The organism is Sorangium sp. So ce145, assembly GCF_051525985.1.
Taxonomy (GTDB): domain Bacteria; phylum Myxococcota_A; class Polyangia; order Polyangiales; family Polyangiaceae; genus Sorangium; species Sorangium cellulosum_B.
In genome coordinates, this window is sequence record NZ_CP150315.1 from 2,571,981 (window position 1) to 2,591,421 (window position 19,441).

Below are 19,441 nucleotides of genomic sequence, written 5' to 3' on the forward strand. Positions count from 1 at the left end.
ACGAGGCCGGCGGTTTCCTCGGGCGGGCGATTTCGCGATCAGAAGGGGCAGCAGGTGTAGCTCAGGCTCGTGGCGGTGGCGTCGGTGCAGGCGACGTGTTTGTCCCCGAACACGCGACGGAAGAGATAGTGGCCCTTGCCGTTGCAGAGCGCCGTGGCCTCGGCATCCAGCCCCTCGTACGGCTGGCATGCCTCACCGAAGTCGATCTCGCTCGTCCAGCACGACGGCGAAGGCAGCGGGTCCCCCTGGGGGCAGCACTCGTAGTAGACCCTGGTCGTCTCGTGGTCACCGCAGTCCCGGTCAGGCTGCTCCTGATCGAGGGAGCGGAGCTCCGTGCCCCTGTCCCTGCACATCCTCCAGACCTCGTCCTTGACATACGTCGTGTCGAAGCACGTGACGCCGTCGCCGAGCACCCCTTTCCAGCACGTGGTCAGCGCCATCCTCCCGCACGTGTACTCGGCGTCGAGGTAGCTCCCTTGAGCGCAGGGATCGAGCAGCGTCAAATCCGCGACGATGAGGCCCTGCGCCTCGCACTGCGCCCTGGCCTCGCGCCGCAACGCGTCCGCCGTCTGGCAGAGCGCCTCGTCCCGCGGGGCGACCGGATCTTCGGTCGCGGGTCCTTCGGCGTCCGGGGCACGGGGGCCTTCTCCGCTCTCGCCCTCGTGCGCGGCCGCTTCCGCGGGGACGCCTCCGGCGCCTCGGCGCAGCGCGGCGTGAGGCCCGCGCTGCGCGAGAGGAGATAGCCCTTCCGGCCCATCAACCCATCTCCGGCCCAGCGTCTGCGGAGGGGTCAGCGGCTCGACGCGCCCGCGCGCCGGCGGAGGCGAGGCGCGGTCGACAGGGAGCCGGCCGTCGTCCAGGAGCCCTGGGGTGTCGTTCGCGTCCCGCGGCGGCACGGCGCTGCGCGGCACGGGCGGCGCCGGAGCGAGCCGGCGGGGAGGTTCCTGGAGGAGCGGGGCGCGGATCCGGGGAGGCGGCGCTGTCGGGCCGTGGGCCGGCGTGCGCTCCTGGAGCCCGGCGTCCGCGGGAGGCGGATCGCCCACGAGCCCGATCGCCGGCTCGACGGGGCGCTCTGTGAAGATCGAGCCGGGGGTGAGGCCCTGGAGCGCGGCGCCGAGGGCGACGATGCTGGCGCTGGCGCCCAGCGCCAGCACGAGCGAGCGCCCCCCGCTCCCGCCCATGAAAGGCCGCCGCCCGCGCCGGTCGAGCTCCGCGACGAGGCGCGCCTCGAGCCGAGGGGACGGCTTCACCGAGGCGAGCTGCTCGTCCACCTCGCGCAGCAACGCGAGCAGATCACGGTTTCGCGTCATGGCCCACCTCCCATCCGGCGTCGCGGAGCTGCGCAACCGCCTTTTGAATCAGCTTGCAAACGTATCCCTTGGAGTGGCCGAGTATCTTCCCGATCTCCTCCTGCTCCTTGCCGTCGAGATAAAACATCGAGAAAGCGACCTGTTCTTTGGGAGGCAGCGTGCCCAGCGTCTCCAGCGCGCGGCGCAGATCGTCGCGCGCGATCGTCACTTCATCGAGGGGGCTGCGCTCGTCCTCGCCTTGCCCGAGGAGCCAGCGGATGGGCGGGAGCGCCAGGAATCGGTCCCGGCGCAGGCGGTTCAGGCAGCGATTCGAGGTCGTCCGGTACAGCCACCCCTCGAGGTTGTCTCGCTCGGTCAGGGTCTCGAGCGCCTTCATCAGGTCGAGGAAGACGTCCTGCGTCACGTCCTCTGCCCAGGCCACGTTGCCGCGGCCGTAGCGGAGCGCGAGGCGGTACACCAGACGATGGTGGTTGCGGTAGAGCGCGCCGATCTCGTGCGCCTCTTCGCCGGAGCGCTGCGTCACGGCGGGGGGGAGCTTCCGCTCCGAAGGCACGGCGATGTCGTCCGGTGGAGCGCTCCGGCCTCCGTCCGCCGGAGGGGGGAGCAGCTCCTCCGCCCGGGTCTGGCCCTCGAAATGAGGTCGCGCGGCGAGGTTCACCGGCGCCTCCGAGCGAGGGTCCCGTCCGCCGTGAAGCCCCACGAGCCGACCAAGAGTTGCGCCATCTGAGACCCTACACAATCGAGGTCGGCGCTGGTTTCCTCTCGGCGGTCTCAGGCGCCGATTTCCCCTCCACGGGGTTCTCCTGGTACCCTCCTGCAACGTCCGCGGTAGAATCGGCGAACGTCACGAGAACCGCTCCGGATCGGCGTCGTCGGGCCCTCGAGGCTCCGCGAGCGCGCCTTGCTCACCCGGCGCGCAGCGTCTTCATCGCTCCGGCCCACGCGAGCAGCTGGTCGAGCAAGGTGCCGACGGACTTCTCGTGGCGGGGGCGGGGCTTGAACACGCTGAAATTTTCGAAGTCGTCGAACAGAGAGAGCATGACCTGCGAGCGCACGTCCGCGATCTGGAGCTCGGCCATCACGAGCCGGAGGTGCTCGACGGCGCGTGAGCCTCCCGCGCTGCCGTAGCTCACGAAGCCAGCCGCCTTGTTGTTCCACTCCTTGTACAGGTAATCGATCGCGTTCTTGAGCGCGCCCGAGGTGCCGTGGTTGTACTCCGGCGTGACGAACACGAAGGCGTCGAACGAATCGATCTTCGCCGCCCACGCCTTGGTGTGAGGCTTCGTGTACTGTCCCATCGACGGGGGCGCCGGCTCGTCGAGCAACGGCAGGTCGAAATCCTTGATATCGACGAGCTCGTAGTCGGCGCCGCCCTTCTTCGTCGCCACGTCGTGCACCCACTTCGCGACAGCCTCGCCGTTGCGGCCCGGCCGCGTGCTCCCCAGGATGATCGCCACCTTCAACATGTCTTCTCTCCGAGGCAGTAGCCCCTCTCCGCTCGAGCCAACAGGCGGCGTGATGCGCATTCCCACGACGCCGCGGTGGAGAGGAGGGGGCTCACGAGGTTGCTACCAGCTCGAGGCTACTACCAGCCAGGCAGGCTTCCCGCCAGCCAGGTGTCGCGGGAGCGCGCGATCCCTGGGCCCGTACCGCCGCTCGCGCGGCCGCAGGCGCCACGGGGGTGAGCCCTGGTACGGGCAGGCGGGCCGCGCCATGGGACTTGCCGCGGTATCGTCCAGGCTCGTCCCGGGGGTGGGCGTGAGACGCGCGTGCCCGTCGGCGGCAACGTGGTCGTGTCCCGCACGCGCGACGGCGGCAAGGTCTGGGACGTGCTCCGCAATGAGCTGCCGCAGCGCCACCCGTACGACCTCACGTTCCGGCACGCCCTCGACATCGACGACAGCGGCGATCGCCTCGCGTTCGGGTCCACCACAGGGTCGCTCTGGATCATCGAGGATCAAGGCGATTCATGGCAGCTGATCTCAAGCCACCTCCCTCCGATGTATTGCGTCCGGTTCATGGCATGACACGGCGCGCGCCGTCGCGATCGCGGCGCCGCGCTGCCTGTCTCCTGCGTAGACACGCGCCGGCGTCGGAGATTTGCTTGCGCCGTTTGTAATTTGTATTTACTTGCGGCCTTGGTCCGTTCGTGAACAATCTGCTCGACGGCGCGGTCGAGATGATCGTCAATCCGGGCGATCGCCGCGGTCGCGTCGAGACTCTTCCTTTTGGCCGTGGCGGCGCGTGATCGAGGGGCAGCCTCGCGCGCGCCGCCGGCAGTGGAGATCAAGAGCCATGACCGACAAGAAGCAAGGAGCACCTTCGTCCAGCTCGACCCGTACCCGCCGCCAGGTGCTGAAGCAGGCGGTGGGCCTCGGCGCGGGGCTGGCCGCCACGAGCTTGCTCGGTGGCGAGGCGTCGGCGGCGCCGCGCATCCGCTCCGGGACCTTCACGACGAGCGACGGGGTCGCCCTCAACTACCTGGAGGCGGGGAGGGGGAGGCCGCTGCTGCTCCTGCACGGGTGGTCCCAGTCGGCGGCGCTGTACAGGGCGCAGATCCTCGCCTTCTCGCGGCACCACCATGTCTTCGCGCTCGACTGGCGCGGACATGGCGCGTCGGAGAAGCCCGAGCACGGCTACCGCATCGCGCGCTTCAGCAGAGATCTTCACGAATTCATCTGCGGGATGAGGTTCAAGCACCTCTCCGTCCTCGGGCATTCGATGGGGTGCGGCGCGCTCTACAGCTACTGGGATAACTACGGGGGTCGCGACCTGGACCGCCTGGTCCTCGTCGACGTGGGCCCGGCGATGACGGCCTGGCCCGACTGGTCCGCGGAGGAGGCGGCCGAGGCGGGGGCCCTGTTCACGCCGCAGTCGCTCCACGAGACGGCCGCCGCGCTGCGCGGGCCCGACGGGATCGCCACGACCTACGGGCTCGTGGCCACCATGTTCACCCCCGGCTACCCGGCGGATCAGCTCGCGCTGGTCGTCGAGCAGAACCTGAAGCTCCCGCGCGAGTACGCCGCCAAGCTGCTCGTGGACCAGGCAGAGCAGGACTGGAGGGACGTGATCCCGCGGATCGACGTGCCAACGCTCGTCGTCGGCGGAGAGGCGAGCATCTTCAACCCCATCTCCCAGCAATGGGTCGCCGACCAGATCCCCGGCGCCGAGCTCATCCTCTTCGGCGCGGACGAGGGGGGCAGCCACTTCATGTGGCTCGAGAACCCCGAGAAGTTCAACGAGGATGTCCTCGACTTCCTCGGCTGAGCTGCGCTGCGCTTGAGCGGCTGCCGCGCGCAGCTGCGCGGCTGCACTGATAGCGCCTCTCGTTCTCGCCGGGTTGCTGCGAGCGCCTGCCGTTGCCCCTGCGCTCCCAGCCTGGTATGGGTAGGGTGGCTGCCATGAGCTGGACCGAGGATGACCAGAGCAAGCTCGACCGCCTCCGTGACAGGGAGCTTTCCGGCACCCTGACTCAGCCCGAGCAGGAGAGCTCGCGGCGCTGATGGCGCGGATCGAGGCGGAGGAGGCGGCGGTGCTTGTCCCGGAGATGGCTCGGTTGCGTGCCGAGGCCGGCGAGCTGGCGGCCGAGCTGGCCAGCGTCGAGGGCGAGAACGAGATGCTCGATTGACCACGGGCATATCGATCCAATCACCTCGTCCCCGGCAGTTCTAGCCGGGCGCGACCACTGCGCCCGTCCCGGCGCCGCCGCTGGCCGCATTGGACATCCCGCGAGAGCGCGGGCATCGTGGCGGCCATGAAGGTCTTCGTTACAGGGGGCTCGGGGATCATCGGAGGCCATCTCGTCGAGGGACTCGTGCGCGCCGGTCACGAGGTGAGCGCGCTGGCGCGCTCGCCAAAGAGCGCCGACGTCGTGCGACGGTATGGTGCGGCGCCGGTCGCGGCCGACCCACTGTCTCCATTCGCCCGCGCCTCGTCTGGGGTCGAGCGTAGCTCGCCCACGGGTGGTGGTGTACTTTGGCCGAAGGTGGCGTCTTTTGAACCGCCAAGTCGCCAGAAGACGCCAAGAAAATCATAAAAATCTTGGCGTCTTCTGGCGTCCTTGGCGGTTCCATCATTCCGGCAGGGTAGGGTAAGTACCCCACCACCCGCCCCGGATGCCCTGCAGCTCGCGTCCGGTCGCCCGGCTGCTCGCCAGGCGCGCCGCGCGCGGCGCGGGAGCGTGCCAGTGCCTCGGCGCACTCACGCCTGCGAGGTTTGGTGGTAGAGTGACGTTCTCATGCCGCGATCACCGGCACGATGAGGCCCCGCCGCCCGGCGCTGCATGAGCGCGCGGGCGGCCCCGACAGACGCTGAGCCGAGGAGACCCACGTGAGCGCTCGAATTCCCCTGCAGCCTTTCCCCCGAGGCTGGTTCCAGGTCGCCACCTCGGACGAGCTGTCCACGGGCGGGCCCATTTCGCTCCGCTGCTTCGGGCAGGATCTGGTGCTGTTCCGGACGCAGGACGGACAGGCCAGGGTCCTCGACGCCCACTGCCCTCACATGGGCGCGCACCTCGGGGTGGGGGGCCGCGTCGAGCAGGGCGGCATCCGGTGCCCGTTCCACGGGTGGGTGATCTCCGGCGAAGGGAAGTGCGTGCACATCCCTTATGCGGACACGATCCCGCCGAGAGCGAGGATCCGCGCCTGGGAGGTGCGGGAGCTCGACGGCCTGATCCTTGTCCACCACGCGCTCGGCGGCGAGCCCCCCGCCTTCGAGATCCCGCCGCTCGCCGAGGCGCGCTCGACGGAGTGGTCCCCGAAGCTGAGCAAGCGCTGGAGGGTCCGGACGCATATCCAGGAAAACCTCGAGAACATCGTGGATCCGGCCCACTTCGTGACGGTGCACGGCATGCTGGTGCCGCCCCGGACCGAGATCGAGATCGAGGGCCACATCATCCGATCCAGGTCGGCGGTGAAGCAGAAGGGCCCGGGAGGGCAGGTGGTCGACGGCACGATCACCTGGGAGGGCCACGGCATGGGGTACGGGACGATCCGCTTCACCGGCATCGTCGAGCTCCTCTTCGTGAACACGGTCACCCCGATCGACGACGAGTTCGTCGACATCCGCGTCGCCTTCTGGCTGCGCAACGACGGCGCGCAGCGCCTCGGCCAGGCCCTGGCGGCGGAGGTCTGCCGGCAGATCGAGGAGGACATCCCGATCTGGGAGAACAAGATCTACCGCGCTCAGCCCGTCCTGTGCGCCGGGGAGAAAGGCATCATGACGTTCCGCAAGTGGAGCAGCCAGTTCCTCTGACGCGCGGGGCGCGGCGGCGGCCTCTATCCGAGCAGGGCTCTCGCATCTCGGGTGAGCTCGACTTCTAGCCGATCCCGATGGCCTCTGTTCCGGATCCCTCCGCGAGGGCAGACTGAGGCAGGTCCCCGCGTGCTCGTGCCCGCCCCCAGCTCGCCCCTCTCCGGCATCGGCGCCGTCGGCGTTGGATTCCGCCCCGAGCTCGCCGCCGACTTGCTGTCCGCGCCCGGCGCGGTGGACTTCGTCGAGGTCGTCGCCGAGGCCTGCTTCGCGAGCCCGGCCGCGCGGCGCGAGGCCTCGGCCATCGCGCGCATCTGGCCGGTGGTGCCCCACGGCGTGAAGCTCTCGCTCGGCAGCGCCTCGGGCATCGACATGGATCGCGCGCGCCGCCTCGGGGCGCTCTGCCGGGAGCTCTCGGCCCCGGTCGTGAGCGAGCACGTCGCGTTCGTGCGCGGCGGCGGCCGGGAGATCGGCCACCTCACCGCCCTGCCGTACACGCTCGAGGCGGCGCGCGCCGTCGCGAAGAACGTCGCCGCCGCCCGGCGGGCGCTCCCGGACATCCCCCTGCTGCTCGAGAACGCGGCGTGCACGCTGCGGTTCCCGGGCGACGCCCTCGGGGAGGGGGACTTCTATGCCGAGGTCGTCGCCCGCACCGGGTGCGATCTGCTTCTCGACGTCGGCAACGTCTATGCGAACGCCGTCAACGCCGGCGTCGATCCCGCGGAGCTCCTCGGTTCCTACCCGCTCGAGCGCGTGGCGATGATCCACATCGCCGGCGGCGTCGTGGAGCACGGCTTTTACTTCGACACGCATGCCCATCCGGTCCCCGCGCCGGTGTTCGACCTGCTGGCCCAGGTCGTCGCTCGCAGCGGGCCGCTCCCGATCCTCCTCGAGCGCGACGGTGACTTCCCGCCCTTTGCCGCGCTCGCGGCCGAGATCGCGACCGCGAGGGCGATCGCCCGGGCCGCGCCGTCCCGACCGAGGTTGACCCGACCCACGTTGGCCGGGCCCACGCCGGCCGAACCCACGTTGGCGCCGACCCGACCGAGGTTGGGGTTGGCGCCGTCCCGACCGGGGTTGACCGACTCTCGCGCCACCTTGCTGCAAAATTCTCCTGATGTTTCACCTTTCGAGGCGTCGGCGCTCGCCGAGGTCCAGGCCCGCGTGGCCGAGCTGCTCACCTCGCCCGTCGATCCGCCGCCGGAGGCCGTGGCCCCGTTCGACGCCGGGGACGTCGCCCGGTCGCGCGCGATCCTCCAGCGCAAGCGCGTCGACGACGCGCTCCCGCTCCTGCCGCGGCTCTCGTCTCACCGCGAGGCGGCCGTGCGCCTGGGGGCCCGGTGCGTCGAGGCGTCGCCGAGGGCCCCGAGCCTCACGGCGGTCGCCGACGCGCTCCGCATCGCCGCGGCTGCAGCGGACGACGCCCGGCTCGCGCCCGAGGCGATCGTCGACCGCCTGCTGCTCCGCGCCCGCTTCGTCGGGCCTGCGGGCGACGGGAGCGTCAGGCCCAGGCTCCTGCCGTTCATTCGGCGAGAGCGGCTGCCGGGAGGTCGGGTAGTCTGGGCGATCAAGGGGATTGGCTCGAGCGCCGAGGTCCGGCTCGTCGAGCCGCGAAGGTAGACCATGAACGAGGGATCCATCGCCACGGGGAGCGCCGTCTCCAGGTTGCCGGCGCCGGTGCAGGCGCGGCTCGTCGAGCTCAAGGAGAGCCTCGAACGGACGCTCGGCGACGAGCTTTCGTGCCTGCTCGTGTACGGGAGCGCGGCGCGGGGCGGCTACCGCGACGGGCAGAGCGACGTCGATCTGATGGTGGTGCTCAAGGAAGCCTCCCGCCAGAGCCTCGACGCGATCGCCAACGCGCTCCAGATCGCGCGCTACGCGGCCCGCATCGAGGCGATGATCCTCACCGCCGCCGAGATCCCGCGGGCCGCGGACGTGTTCCCGCTGCTCTACGACGACATCCGCCGGTGCCACGTGCTCCTCTCCGGCAGCGACCCGTTCTCGGCGCTCGTGATCGACGGCAAGAACCGCCGCCTGCGCGTCGAGCAGGAGCTGCGCGAGGCGCAGATCCGCCTCCGGCGCGCGGTGGTGGACGGGATGGGCGCGGACGACGCCCTGAAGGGCGCGGTCTCCCGCAAGGTGAAGCAGATCCGCGGCCCGCTCCACGCCCTGCTCGGCCTGCACGGGATCGAGGGCGACGACGATCTGGGCACGGTGCTCGCCGGAGCGGGCAAGCTCCTCGGCGTCGACGTGGCCCCGCTGAAGCGCGTCCACGAGGCGCCGGGCGCGGCCTACGCGGCGCTGGCGGAGCTGCTCGCGCGCGCGGTCGATGACGTCGACCGGCTGGAGCACCCGGAGGCGGCGCGATGATCCACGAGATCTTCGACTTCTTCCCGTTCAACATGGCGTCGGGGCCGGCGTTCCTGCTCTTCTATCTGGCGCTCTCGGTCTCTGGCCTCGTCGTCGCCATCCTGGTGCGCAGCGCGGTCGGCGCCTCCCTCGATCGCTCGGCGCAGCTGCGCGGCGCCGAGGCGGTCACGGGGGCGCCGGGGGGCGCGCCTTACCGCTCCCCGGCCTACGCGCATGCGCCGCAGCGGCAGCGGCTCTCGGCGGGGTGGATCCCCCAGCCGGACGAGTACTGGGCGATCGCGTACCTCCGCGACGGGAACAAGGGCGTGGCCGCCACGCTGATCGCGGTCGCGATGGGCGCGGGCTGGCTCGTGCCCGCGGGGGACGCGAAGGACGCGCCGCAGGCGCTCCACCTCCTGGTCGGCTCGCCCCCGCCGGACCGGGTGCTCGCGGCGTTCTTCAGCTCGCTCTCGTCGAGGGGCGCGCACGGCCAGCAGACGGTGACGCTCTCGATCGATCAGGTGCGCGCCTCCGCCGACCAGATCGCGGCCCGCTTCGAGCAGGAGATCCGCATCGATCTCGCCGCCGCGGGGATGCTCCGCCCGCGGGCGACGATGACGGCCCTCTCGGCCGTTGTGTGGGCGGTCGGCGTCGGCCTGCTCGGCGTGGGGCTGATCCGCGCCATCCGCGCGGAGGAGCTCGACCGGCCCTACTCGTTCCTGGTGGTGGAGATGATCGCGCTGCTCGTCGCGACGTGGATCGTGTCGCGGACCGCGAGCGCCTACAGCACCATGAAGTCGGACTACCTCCGGTGGCTCGACGACTCGACCGTCTCGCTCCGCTCCGACGTCGCGAGCGGCCGCCGCCGGGAGGCGGTGGACATCGGCTTGACGGTCGCCGCGAGCGGCACGGCGGCGCTCGCGATGTCGCCGCTCTTCGGGCCGATGGTCTACGCGATGACCCCGCCCCCCCCGGTCTCGACGGGGGGCGGCTCGTCCGGCGGATCGAGCTGCAGCTCGTCGAGCTGCGGGGGCGGCGGCGGCTGCGGCGGTGGCGGCGGCTGCGGCGGTGGTGGTGGCTGCGGCGGGTGACGCCCGCTTCGAGGTGCTCGACGCCCTCGGCCTGTGCCGCCTCACCCGGCGCACCGGCGATCTCGACGGCGCGGTGCCGCTCCGGGTGGCGAAGGCGTGCGTGCCGCTGCTCGAGGGCAACGCGTTCGGGCTCCAGATCACGCTGGCGCGGCCGATCGAGGTGTGGCGGCGCCTCGGGTCGCTCCGCGCCGAGCCAGCGGGCGAGCACCGCGAGGCGCTCGCCCGCGCGCACCGCGTCGCGCTGACGCGGCTGGTCTCGCAGGGGTTCCTTGCGCCGGAAGGGGCATGGCACCGGGCGCTGCGCGGCGGCCTCGCCTGGACGTGCCGGAAGGGGCTGGGGCCGCCCCGCCTGCGCCTGTGGACGGGGCTCCTGGTGCGCCCCGACCCCGGCCTGTGGCTGCGCGTCGCGGGGGCAGCCAACCGCCGGAACGCGCTCATCGAGGTGAGCGAGGCGTACCTCGCCGACGACGGCGCGTTCGTCCCGCTGGTGGTCGAGCTGCGCGTCCGCGACGAGGCCCCGCAGCGCCTGCAGCTCGAGGGGGAGATCGGCTGCATCGCGCCCGTGCTCCCCGACGTGCAGATCGAGGCGTGCTCGCTCGCGGACGCGCCCGAGGTGGGGCGGACGCACGCGGAGTTCTACGACGCGAAGTACTTCGCGGTGAAGAAGGGCCAGGTGACCCGCAAGTACCGGCGGCTCGTGGCGGGCACGGCGGGTGGGCGGAACGCGAGCGCGGGCGAGGGGAGCGCGGGCGAGGGGAGCGCGGGCGAGGAGAGCGCCGGTGAGGGGAGCACAGGCGAGGGGAGCGCGGGCGAGGAGAGCGCAGGGCCGGCGCGCGTGCGGCTGGTCGTCGCCGGGCCGGCGGCGCCGGAGATCACCGAGGTGACCGAGGTCACGACCGCGGCCGGGCCGGATCCGGTCCCCTGGCGCGGGGGTGCTCGGCGGCTCGCGTCGATCGTGGTGAGGAACGCCGTCCCGTTCCGCGCGACGTTCGACGGGCACACGCTCGCCGTCGCGCCGGACGCCCCGCGCCTCGCCGACGGGGCGGCCGCGGTGGAGCGCGCGTTCGCGCGGACCTTCGGCGACGATTTCCTCGCCGCGAACCGCGGGGCGCTCTGGTACCTGACGAAGTACTTCACGCCGCACCCGCCGGGCGAGCCGCACTTCTTCGTGAAGCCCTGGGCCTTCACCCGGACGCCGCCGGGCTGGTCGAGCCTGCTCGACGGTGTCCACGGCGACGGCTACGACGTGATGCGGGGCGTGGTCGCCACCGACGCCTTCTTCGCGACCCCGGCGGTGTTCCACGTGCGCCGGCTCGGGGCGCCGATCGAGGTGCCCGAGGGCGCGCCGTTGCTCCGGATCGTGCCCATCCCGCGCGACCTGCTCCGGGCCGGCTTCCGGGAGGCCCGCTTCCGCGATGCGTGAGCGGAATGGACGGCGCGGCCATCTGGCCTGGTTCTGCTGGATAAATAAGATGATTTTCCCCTTCGAGCGCCCTCGCGGAGCGCGCGCATGAGCGAGCGATGGATCTGGCCCGGGCCGGAGGGCGGCCCGGCGAGGCTCTTCGACGAGCTCGCGGCGCGCGGCTTCTCGGTCCTCCGTGGCGACGCGGCGCTGGCGCCGGAGGAGGCCGCGCGGGCGCCGTGGAGCTTCGCCGAGCGGCTCCTCGGGGCAAGGCCGCTCCTGGTGGAGCGGCAGCCGATCAAGGCCGTGCCGGGCGGCAGGTCGTTCGCCGCGAGCTCCGCGGCGGCGCCGCTCCACACCGACAGCCAGTGCTTCGCGGGCGCGCCCCCGGCGGTGCAGATCATGGCCTGCGTCAGGCCGGCGGAGCGCGGCGGCGGCTGCCTCCTGCTCGACGGCTGGCCGCTGCTCTCGGCGATCGAGCGCGCCGATCCCGAGCTCTTCCGCGCGCTCTTCACGGTGTACAGGCGCATCCCGTTCGTCTTCGGCGACTTCTTCGGGCCCACCGTGTCGCTCCGCGGCGGCGCGCTCGCGCTCACGCACGCGCCGGTCGTGCCGCCGGGGGACGGAATCGCCGCGCGCCTCGCGCGGTTCGTCGAGGCGTCGCGACGCGAGGTGATCGAGCTTTCGCTCGGCCCGGCGGACATCCTGGTCGTCGACAACCGGCGCATGCTGCACGGGCGGCGGGCGTTCGAGGGGGCGCGCGAGTTCGTGAGGCTGCTCGTCTGGACGGAGGCGCGGCTCCCGTCGCCGCCGGCGTACAACGCGCTCGCCGCGGAGGTCGCCGGGGCCGCCGCGCGCCGGCTCACCGGAGCGCCGCGGGCCACGCGGCGGCGGCTCGGCCTGGGCGCGCCGCCGCCGCCCGAGGCCCGCCGCCGCCTCGGCCTGGTCCTGGAGATGCTGCGCGGCGTCCCGCCGGGCGTGCTTGCCGCGCGCGCGGGCATCCCCGAGCCCGAGCTCTACCGCCTCCGCGACGCGGCGCTCGCCGCCGCGGAGGAGGCGCTCTCGGGCGACGCGGAGGGCGCGGACGACGGCGCGCTGGCGGAGGCGCTCGGGCGGATGAGCCGCGGGTGAGCAGCGCTTGCGCCGGGGCGAGGCGCAAGCGGAAGCGGACGTCCTCTTCTGGAGCTCCCTCCCCATCCACCAGCGTGCCGAGGTCACCTGGAAGCTAAGTCAGGAGCTGTTCGAGCTGGCCTTCCCGGGATCCGCCCATGAACGAAGACTTCCTCGATCTGATTTCCGCCCTGTGCGCCGTTGACGCGAAGTTCTTGGTGATCGGGGCCTACGCCGTCGGCGTGCATGGCCGCCCGCGCGCGACCAAGGGCGTTGGTGCGGCGCGGCCGCCGGGATAGATTCTCGAGGCATGGCGTCACGTCCTCTCGGAGCGGCCGCGCTGTGCGGGATCGCCCTTGGCTGCGCGGCGTGCAAGCCGGCGGCGCCGCCGCTGCCGGCGCATGTCCGCATCTCCATCGACGGCGCCGTCATCAGCCCGGCCAAGGCGGACGGCCGTCAATGGGACGGCATGGGCGCGGTCCCGGCGGAGGCGCTCACCGCCATCGGCGGCCTGCTCCGCACGAAGCACCCTGTCGCCGCGGCCGCCAGCGTGGCCGGCTTCGCGGCGGAGGCGGCAGGGGCGGGGACCGAGCCGCCGGAGCCCTTCGGCTCGGCGGAGCTGTTCGTGGGCGGCCGGTCGCTCGGGAGGCGAGCGCTGGATCGCCCGGGGCAACGCGACACCTGCACGCCCGGATGGAAAGGCCCGCCGACCTGGTACCGCGTGCCGCTCACGCCGGATGTCCACCTGAGCGGTGAGCTCATCGACAGGGATCTCGTGAACGACGACTTCATCGGGCGGTTCGCGATCCACCACGGTCACCTCGTCGAGGCGCTCCGAGCGCGCACCGTCTATCCGGTGGCGGTCGATAACCAGGCCGCCGGACAGGTGCTGTTCGTCTGGATCGAGGTCTGGCCGGAGTAGAGCGGCGGTCACCCGCTTCGGATACGGGCCCACCTCGACGTTTTCGGTGCTCAGCGCACCGGAGTGCGCTTGCGCGCCGAAAACGCCGATCTGGGCCCGTCTCCTGTGCGGGAGACCGCCGCTCTGCTCTGCATGGTGCAGAGGCGGGCGGAAACCGCTGTAGGGCGACAAACGGGCTGAAGCTGCCTGAAAAGCGCAGATTTCGGACCGCCAAGGCGCCATAAGACGCCAAGATATTTTTATTCTTCTGGCGTCTTCTGGCGTCTTCTGGCGGTTCATTTCTCGCTTGAGCAACGTGAACAGTATTCTAGGGCAGCGCGGCGGGCACCGCTTCGACCCGCGTGCTGACGACCCTCCGGCGCTGCGCGCCGATGTTCGCGAGATCGAAGAGAAACGTCAGCTTGGGCAGCTTCACGCCCGGCGACGGCGCCAGATGAGGCGACCTGAAGCGATCGTCCAGCGAGTCTTCGCGGATGATCGACCTGCCGTCTCCAGGTCTCTTCGTCGGCGTCGGGATCCCGTGCGACGTCCCATCCGGCATGACGACCCGGCTGGTCACGTGGACCGTCACCCTGCTCCCGGCGGCAAAGTCGCCGTTCATCGCCAGCGCACGCGCGGAGAAGCGCTTCAACACGGCCTGGGCGACGCGCCGGAAGTCGTCGCCGTTCCCCGTGTTTGCCTCCAGGAAGCGCACCGAGACCAGCCGTCCCTTCGCGCCCAGCGTGAGCTCGAACGAGCTCTCGGAGTCCGGCGGCACGGCGGATGACGACACCTCCTCCGCGACAGCAGAGGCGAGCACGCCCGCCGCGGGGAAGACCAGGACCGGCTGCCGCCCGTCCTTGGCCGCGTCGCTCCGCGCGGAGCGCTCAGGGACGGGGCGCACCGGGGCGAGGGGGCGCTCGGCAGCGCGGGGACGCACCGGAGGCTCCACCGGCAAGACACCTGGCAATGCCCAGACCGGCGCGCCGCCGAGGCCTGGAGGTGCCGCGGCGGTGGGAGGCGCGTCGGGCGCGCCCGGCGGCGCGTGGGCAGCGTCCGGCGGCGCATGGGCGGCGTCTGGCAGCGCGTGAGCCGCGTCCGGCGGCGCGTGATCGTGGGTCGCCGCGCCGGAGCGAGATGCTCGCGCAGGAGGCGCCTCGGACAGCGCTCGGCCGCGCTCTCTCGGCGCGGCACGCGAGAAGCCGGGATCGACGCCCGTTGCCCGGGCGAGGACCTGGCGGGGCTCCGTCGCTCGGGCTTCCGGCGTCCTGGGTTCGTCCAGCAAGACATCGGTGTCCAGCACCAGGAGCGGCTCGAGCTGGTCGCTCGCGCCAGCCCGCGCCGGCGCCTCGAGGCCCTCCGGCACGAGCACACGAGCCGCGATGACGCCGCCCGCGTGGAGGAGGAATGCTGCGAGCAGAGAGAGGGAGCCCCGACCGCGCACTGGCCGGCGCGAGGGTATCACGTGGGCGCGCTTCCGATGGCCTCACACCGACGTCGGAAACTGGCTCCGTGCGCCGCATCGCGCGGGCGCTCCAGCCAGTTCTGCGAGGCGCCCGCTCGAGCTCAACCGTTTCTTATCCAGGCATCAACGGCGCCGCCTTCACACGCTGTGCCCTCCACGGGCCCGCCATGGCGCATCCGTCGTCTTCTACGCTGTGCAAGCGTCGAGCGACGCTCGGCCGCTCAGCCTCGATTCCTTCTTGCTCGCGCTCTGAAGAGGAGGGCTCCGATCGCCGCAAGATGGATCCCGAAGCGCCAAGGCGGCGTTCCGGGCTCGGACCCGGGGACCGAGACGCTGCAGCTAGAGTCTTCCGTCGCGGGCGCCCCCTCGTCGGTGCCGCCGCTCGCGCTGCTCGAAACCTGCCCGCCAGTCGTTGCAGAACCGCCTGTCGTGACGGCACCACTTCCGGGCACGCCCCCGCCGTTTCCGCTTCCTTCCCCTGCGCTACCGCCGTTGCCGCTCCCGTCCCCTGCGCCCGCGCCGTTGCCGCTCCCGTCCCCTGCGCTACCGCCGTCGCCCGCGGCCCCGCCGGCCCCTCCGGCGCCATCCGCCCCACCGGCCCCACCGCTGCCCGTCGTGCCCCGGTCGAGGAAGATGCGTTGGGCGAAGTTGTAAAAGCTGCGGTTCCAGACCGTCTTGGTATGGCCTTCGTTCGCCTCGATCTGGTAAATATGGTCGATGTTGTTCTGATCCAGGAAGTCGTGATAATTCTGCTATTGCCGATCAGGTTGTCTGCGCTGCCGCAAGAGATGAAGATGAGCTTCACGTTGTTCTTGACCGCAGCCACATCCTTGATGGTCTGACTCGGCTGCTGGGTGTTGGGCGCAGCCGAGTACGGTCCGATGTAATGGAAGACATCGGTGTTGGGGAACCCGAAGTTGAAGGTCTGCCCCCCGCCCATCGACAGGCCGGAGATGACCCGCGAATCGGCGTCGGTGGCGGCGGAGTAAGTCTTCTCGACCCAGGGGATCAGGTCGTTGAGCAGGACGTCCCCGAAGTTCGCGAAGCGCGCGAAATCGTCTCCTCCGTCCATCTTGCCGCTGGGCATCACGATGATCATGGGTTTGGCCATCTGCTTCGAGTACAGATAGTCCATGATATTGTCGGCATTGCCTTCGTTGCTCCCCTGGCCGATCCAGGAGACCTCATTGCCGCCGATTCCATGATGCAGGTAAACGACAGGGTATTTCTGGCTCGTCGAATACCCCGGCGGCATATAAACCGTCACCTTCCGCATTCCGTAGTTTCGGGTCCGATAGCTGACGGAGACGTCCAGCTTCCCATGGGGAATGCCGGCGTCCTTGGTATCGAAGCCCCTGGGCGGAAGGGGAAGATCAGCGGTGTCGCTGGCATACACCGCGGCGGGGAGGACGGAGATGACCGAGAACGAAAGGACAGCAGGCCAGTTTTTAAAGGGCATGAGGACCTCCAACGTGCGTAAGAGTCAAACTCGAGTTCCATGGCCCGCGCTAGTTCCATGGTCCGCGCTACAAGTGCTTTGGCGCGTTTTGCATTGTGACCGTGGTGTCCCAAGCAAGCGGCACGTGCCGACGCACGGGTCGCGCAGCGCGCTGCAGGTGGCATGCAAAACTACGCCTCAGGCGTTCCGAGGGGCAACAGGGCGAGGAAATCCAAAAATGCTACGAATCTGACATCCCCATGGCCTCTGCAAGAGGCCGGTCCCGACAGGCAGGTTCGACCGGCAGGAGGACTTGGTCGTGAGCGCCGCGTACGCCGTTGCAGCAGGTCAGGACCCTTTCAAGAGCGCCCGGGAGCAGGCAGAAGTCATGGAGAAGCATCTTCGGTCATCCGAGTCGATGGAGAGCACGCATGCCGAGCTGGAGGGGTTCGTCGTCGACGAGGGGCGCGAGTACCAGCGGCGGCTCCTCCAGGCCCACCTCGAGCTTCGGGCCGAGCGCGAAAGGCCCGTGGTGGTCAAGGGCGCGGACGGCGTTCAGCGCAAGCATCGACGTCTCAGCAGCAGAGCGCTCATGTCGGTCGTCGGCGAGGTCGATGTGCCACGCGTGGCCTATCAGGCGCCGGGCGTCCCCGGTCTTCATCCGATGGATGCGGCGCTGAGCCTGCCGGACGAGCTCTACTCGCACAGCGTCCGTCGCTACGTCGCCGAGAGCGCCGCCCGCAGCTCGTTCGATGAGGTCGTTGAGGGATTGAGAAAATCGACCGGCGCCGCGGTGCCGAAGCGCCAGGTGGAGGAGCTCGCGGAGCGCGCCGCGCAGGACTTCGATGCGTTCTACTCCAGCCGCGCCGTCGAAGTCGAGGACACTCAGGCGCTGCTGGTACTCAGCTTCGACGGCAAGGGGATCGCGATGAGGCGCGAAGACCTCCGACCTGCGACGCGCAAGGCTGCGGACGCCGGGAAACACAAGCTCACCAAGCGCCTCGCCAAGCGCGGGAGGTGATCTCGGCGGCGTTTGCTGAAGGCCTGCGTCGCGATCCGGAACGCCTTCGGCGGTGGGTGGTGCTGGTCGATGGCAACAAGGACCAGATCACCCTGGTCAAGCGCGCCGCGAAGAAGGCATGCATCGAGATCACGATAGTCCTCGATATCATCCACGTGCTTGAGTATCTCTGGAAGGCCGCGCACTGCTTCTTCGCCGATGGGACCAAGGAAGCCGAGCAGTGGGTGACGTGCCGGCTGCACGAGCTGCTCGCGGGGCGCACGGCCGGAGCCATTGCCAGCACCATCCGGCGCCACGCCAGCAGCCGCGTGGTGGACATGGGGACAGCGGTGACGCTCGATACCTGCATCGGCTACCTTGTGAAGCATCGGACGCTCTTGCACTACGATCGCGCGCTCGCAGCGGGGCTGCCCATCGCAACGGGCGTGATCCCCCCGTGTCAGAGAAGTTGTCGCCCGGTCTGATCCGCTTACGGAGGATCAGGTCACCGTTGTCGGGGAGCGGAGACAGGCTTTGAGGTGAGAGAGTACTCAGAATCCTTCAAACGAAAAATCGTCCAGCGGCTTCTCGCTCCAGGAGGACCGACGGCGGTGGCGCTGTCGGTCGAGACGGGGGTGCATCAGACGACGCTCTCGCGCTGGCTTCGCGATGCTCGTAGCCTGGCGCCGATGTCCGACGACGCTCGCCGCTCCGCCGCTCCGCCCCCTGCCGTTGCTCGCCGCCCCGAGGACTGGACCCCGGAGCAGAAGCTGCGCGCGATGACGGAGACGGCGGGGCTCTCCGAGCGTGATCTCGGCGAGTATCTCCGCCGCGAGGGGCTGCACGAGGCGCAGCTCGCCGAGTGGCGCAAGGCCGCGCTGGAGGCGCTGGGCGGGCCGGCGAAGGCAGGTCACAGCCCGGCCCCGTCACGGCGCGTTCGGGAGCTGGAGAGGCAGCTGCGGCGCAAGGACAAGGCGTTGGCCGAGGCGGCGGCGCTGCTGGTACTGCAAAAAAAAGTCCAAGCAATTTGGGGGGACGGGGACGACGACACGGATCCGGAGACCGACAGGTGACGCTCGAGCTCATCGACGAGGCCGTGCAGGCCGGCGCCACGCTCGAGGCGGCCTGCAGCGCGCTCGGGCTCAGCGCGCGGACCGTGGCCCGCTGGCGAGCAGAGGCCGGCGGCGAGGACGGCCGAGCCGGACCGCGTCACGCCCCGGTGCACAAGCTGACCGACGTGGAACGGCGGCGCATCGTCGAGACGGCCAACAGCCCCGAGTTCCGCAACCTCTCGCCGAAGCAGATCGTCCCGCGTCTGGCCGATCGTGGCGTCTACATCGCTTCGGAGTCGAGCTTCTACCGCGTCCTGCGCGAGCAGGGGCTGCTGGCGCACCGCAATCCGGCTCGACCGGCGAGCGCCCATCGTCCTCGCGAGTTCGTCGCCAAACGACCCAATCAGGTGTGGTGCTGGGATATCACCTACCTGAAGAGCGCGGTGCGCGGAGCGTTCTACTTCCTATACCTGGTGGTGGACGTCTACAGCCGCAAGATTGTCGGCTGGTCGGTCGAGGCCGAGGAGTCGATGCTCGCTGCCGCTCGCCTTGTCGAGCAGACCTGTGGCCGCGAAAACGTGGGCTCCGGCTGCCTGGTGCTGCACGCGGACAACGGCGGCCCGATGAAGGGCTCGACCATGCTCGCCACCCTCCAGCGCCTCGGCGTCGTGCCCTCCTTCAGCCGCCCTCGCGTCAGCGACGACAACCCCTACGCCGAGGCCCTGTTCCGCACGCTCAAGTACCGGCCCGAGTACCCACGACGCCCGTTCGCCACGGTGGAGCAGGCGCGCCACTGGGTCGAGCGCTTCGTCGCCTGGTACAACAGCGAGCACCTGCACAGCAGCATCCGCTTCGTCACGCCCGACGATCGCCACCGCGGTCGCGACGGCGCGTTGCTCGCCGCCCGCCACGCCCTCTACCAGCGGGCCCGCCGCAGGACGCCCCTGCGCTGGACCGGTCAGACTCGCAACTGGACACCGATCGGCCCCGTGACCCTCAACCCCCACACCCACGACGCCAAAGCACTCATGAGGACCTGACCGATTCACTGGACAACTATCTTGACACCCACC

Annotated in this window: 20 protein-coding genes; 15 read left to right on the forward strand and 5 right to left on the reverse strand. The window is 70.6% G+C overall.

Going from position 1 to position 19,441, the window contains the following annotated elements:
* Window positions 1-38: 38 nt before the first annotated feature.
* The 3 genes from WMF34_RS09840 to WMF34_RS09850 all read right to left on the reverse strand — a co-directional run bounded on the left by WMF34_RS09840 (window position 39) and on the right by WMF34_RS09850 (window position 2,776).
* On the reverse strand, window positions 39-1,310 hold the full coding sequence (locus WMF34_RS09840; RefSeq protein ID WP_437993111.1) for a hypothetical protein: 1,272 nt from the start codon (window positions 1,308-1,310) through the stop codon (window positions 39-41).
* Window positions 1,294-1,968: an RNA polymerase sigma factor gene (locus WMF34_RS09845; protein ID WP_437993112.1), complete on the reverse strand. Its 675-nt coding sequence runs from the start codon at window positions 1,966-1,968 to the stop codon at window positions 1,294-1,296. Before WMF34_RS09845 ends, WMF34_RS09840 begins: the two co-directional genes overlap by 17 nt.
* 247 nt (window positions 1,969-2,215) lie before the next feature.
* Window positions 2,216-2,776 (reverse strand): NADPH-dependent FMN reductase, encoded by a 561-nt coding sequence (locus WMF34_RS09850; protein WP_437993113.1) that lies wholly within the window; start codon window positions 2,774-2,776, stop codon window positions 2,216-2,218.
* A 303-nt stretch (window positions 2,777-3,079) separates the two neighbouring features.
* Between WMF34_RS09850 and WMF34_RS09855 the strand changes: the two genes are divergently transcribed.
* The 12 genes from WMF34_RS09855 (at window position 3,080) to WMF34_RS09910 (ending at window position 13,434) form a co-directional block, all read left to right on the forward strand.
* Entirely contained in the window at window positions 3,080-3,337 is a 258-nt protein-coding gene (locus WMF34_RS09855; RefSeq protein ID WP_437993114.1) for a hypothetical protein, read from the forward strand.
* A 268-nt stretch (window positions 3,338-3,605) separates the two neighbouring features.
* On the forward strand, window positions 3,606-4,577 hold the full coding sequence (locus WMF34_RS09860) for an alpha/beta fold hydrolase (protein WP_437993115.1): 972 nt from the start codon (window positions 3,606-3,608) through the stop codon (window positions 4,575-4,577).
* 235 nt (window positions 4,578-4,812) lie between these two features.
* Window positions 4,813-4,938, forward strand: coding sequence for a hypothetical protein (locus tag WMF34_RS09865; protein WP_437993116.1), 126 nt, complete (start codon window positions 4,813-4,815; stop codon window positions 4,936-4,938).
* Window positions 4,939-5,064: 126 nt separating this feature from the next.
* A complete protein-coding gene (locus tag WMF34_RS09870; RefSeq protein ID WP_437993117.1) occupies window positions 5,065-5,346 on the forward strand; it encodes an NAD-dependent epimerase/dehydratase family protein in 282 nt (93 codons plus the stop codon).
* 293 nt (window positions 5,347-5,639) lie between these two features.
* Entirely contained in the window at window positions 5,640-6,563 is a 924-nt protein-coding gene (locus WMF34_RS09875; RefSeq protein WP_437993118.1) for a Rieske 2Fe-2S domain-containing protein, read from the forward strand.
* 129 nt (window positions 6,564-6,692) lie between these two features.
* Complete coding sequence (locus WMF34_RS09880) at window positions 6,693-8,180, forward strand: DUF692 domain-containing protein (RefSeq protein ID WP_437993119.1); 1,488 nt, start codon at window positions 6,693-6,695, stop codon at window positions 8,178-8,180.
* A 3-nt stretch (window positions 8,181-8,183) separates the two neighbouring features.
* Window positions 8,184-8,930, forward strand: a complete 747-nt coding sequence (locus WMF34_RS09885; protein ID WP_012234521.1) for a nucleotidyltransferase domain-containing protein — start codon at window positions 8,184-8,186, stop codon at window positions 8,928-8,930.
* On the forward strand, window positions 8,927-10,000 hold the full coding sequence (locus WMF34_RS09890; protein ID WP_012234522.1) for a hypothetical protein: 1,074 nt from the start codon (window positions 8,927-8,929) through the stop codon (window positions 9,998-10,000). The genes WMF34_RS09885 and WMF34_RS09890 overlap by 4 nt, the downstream gene beginning before the upstream one ends.
* Entirely contained in the window at window positions 9,960-11,423 is a 1,464-nt protein-coding gene (locus WMF34_RS09895) for a hypothetical protein (RefSeq protein ID WP_437993120.1), read from the forward strand. Before WMF34_RS09890 ends, WMF34_RS09895 begins: the two co-directional genes overlap by 41 nt.
* A gap of 87 nt (window positions 11,424-11,510) precedes the next feature.
* Entirely contained in the window at window positions 11,511-12,533 is a 1,023-nt protein-coding gene (locus WMF34_RS09900; protein WP_437993121.1) for a TauD/TfdA family dioxygenase, read from the forward strand.
* A 137-nt stretch (window positions 12,534-12,670) separates the two neighbouring features.
* Window positions 12,671-12,811 carry a hypothetical protein gene (locus WMF34_RS09905; protein ID WP_157906577.1) on the forward strand — a complete coding sequence of 47 codons (141 nt, stop codon included), beginning with the start codon at window positions 12,671-12,673 and terminating at the stop codon, window positions 12,809-12,811.
* 11 nt (window positions 12,812-12,822) lie between these two features.
* Window positions 12,823-13,434, forward strand: a complete 612-nt coding sequence (locus WMF34_RS09910; RefSeq protein WP_012234525.1) for a hypothetical protein — start codon at window positions 12,823-12,825, stop codon at window positions 13,432-13,434.
* Between the two features lie 307 nt (window positions 13,435-13,741).
* Here the strand turns inward: WMF34_RS09910 and WMF34_RS09915 are convergent, their stop codons facing one another.
* Both WMF34_RS09915 and WMF34_RS09920 read right to left on the reverse strand, forming a co-directional pair.
* Window positions 13,742-14,353: a hypothetical protein gene (locus WMF34_RS09915; protein ID WP_437993122.1), complete on the reverse strand. Its 612-nt coding sequence runs from the start codon at window positions 14,351-14,353 to the stop codon at window positions 13,742-13,744.
* 637 nt (window positions 14,354-14,990) lie between these two features.
* Window positions 14,991-16,337, reverse strand: a complete 1,347-nt coding sequence (locus WMF34_RS09920; RefSeq protein WP_437993123.1) for an alpha/beta hydrolase-fold protein — start codon at window positions 16,335-16,337, stop codon at window positions 14,991-14,993.
* Window positions 16,338-16,635: 298 nt separating this feature from the next.
* Between WMF34_RS09920 and WMF34_RS09925 the strand changes: the two genes are divergently transcribed.
* The 3 genes from WMF34_RS09925 (at window position 16,636) to WMF34_RS09935 (ending at window position 19,408) form a co-directional block, all read left to right on the forward strand.
* Window positions 16,636-17,337, forward strand: a complete 702-nt coding sequence (locus WMF34_RS09925) for a hypothetical protein (RefSeq protein ID WP_157906580.1) — start codon at window positions 16,636-16,638, stop codon at window positions 17,335-17,337.
* Entirely contained in the window at window positions 17,334-17,801 is a 468-nt protein-coding gene (locus tag WMF34_RS09930; RefSeq protein ID WP_437993124.1) for a hypothetical protein, read from the forward strand. The genes WMF34_RS09925 and WMF34_RS09930 overlap by 4 nt, the downstream gene beginning before the upstream one ends.
* A gap of 54 nt (window positions 17,802-17,855) precedes the next feature.
* Window positions 17,856-19,408, forward strand: a protein-coding gene (locus WMF34_RS09935; protein ID WP_437993125.1) for an IS3 family transposase whose coding sequence is annotated in 2 segments (ribosomal slippage) — window positions 17,856-18,324 and window positions 18,324-19,408 — 1,554 coding nt in all. Because the reading frame shifts where the segments join, the coding sequence is not laid out codon by codon here.
* Window positions 19,409-19,441 lie beyond the last annotated feature (33 nt).

Bases quoted from the DNA above. Each gene is read 5' to 3' on its own strand.
- WMF34_RS09920 (WP_437993123.1), bottom strand. From the start codon at position 16,337: ATGCCCTTTAAAAACTGGCCTGCTGTCCTTTCGTTCTCGGTCATCTCC.
- WMF34_RS09860 (WP_437993115.1), top strand. From the start codon at position 3,606: ATGACCGACAAGAAGCAAGGAGCACCTTCGTCCAGCTCGACCCGTACC.
- WMF34_RS09840 (WP_437993111.1), bottom strand. From the start codon at position 1,310: ATGACGCGAAACCGTGATCTGCTCGCGTTGCTGCGCGAGGTGGACGAG.
- WMF34_RS09900 (WP_437993121.1), top strand. From the start codon at position 11,511: ATGAGCGAGCGATGGATCTGGCCCGGGCCGGAGGGCGGCCCGGCGAGG.
- WMF34_RS09865 (WP_437993116.1), top strand. From the start codon at position 4,813: ATGGCGCGGATCGAGGCGGAGGAGGCGGCGGTGCTTGTCCCGGAGATG.
- WMF34_RS09910 (WP_012234525.1), top strand. From the start codon at position 12,823: ATGGCGTCACGTCCTCTCGGAGCGGCCGCGCTGTGCGGGATCGCCCTT.
- WMF34_RS09870 (WP_437993117.1), top strand. From the start codon at position 5,065: ATGAAGGTCTTCGTTACAGGGGGCTCGGGGATCATCGGAGGCCATCTC.
- WMF34_RS09850 (WP_437993113.1), bottom strand. From the start codon at position 2,776: ATGTTGAAGGTGGCGATCATCCTGGGGAGCACGCGGCCGGGCCGCAAC.
- WMF34_RS09905 (WP_157906577.1), top strand. From the start codon at position 12,671: ATGAACGAAGACTTCCTCGATCTGATTTCCGCCCTGTGCGCCGTTGAC.
- WMF34_RS09885 (WP_012234521.1), top strand. From the start codon at position 8,184: ATGAACGAGGGATCCATCGCCACGGGGAGCGCCGTCTCCAGGTTGCCG.
- WMF34_RS09890 (WP_012234522.1), top strand. From the start codon at position 8,927: ATGATCCACGAGATCTTCGACTTCTTCCCGTTCAACATGGCGTCGGGG.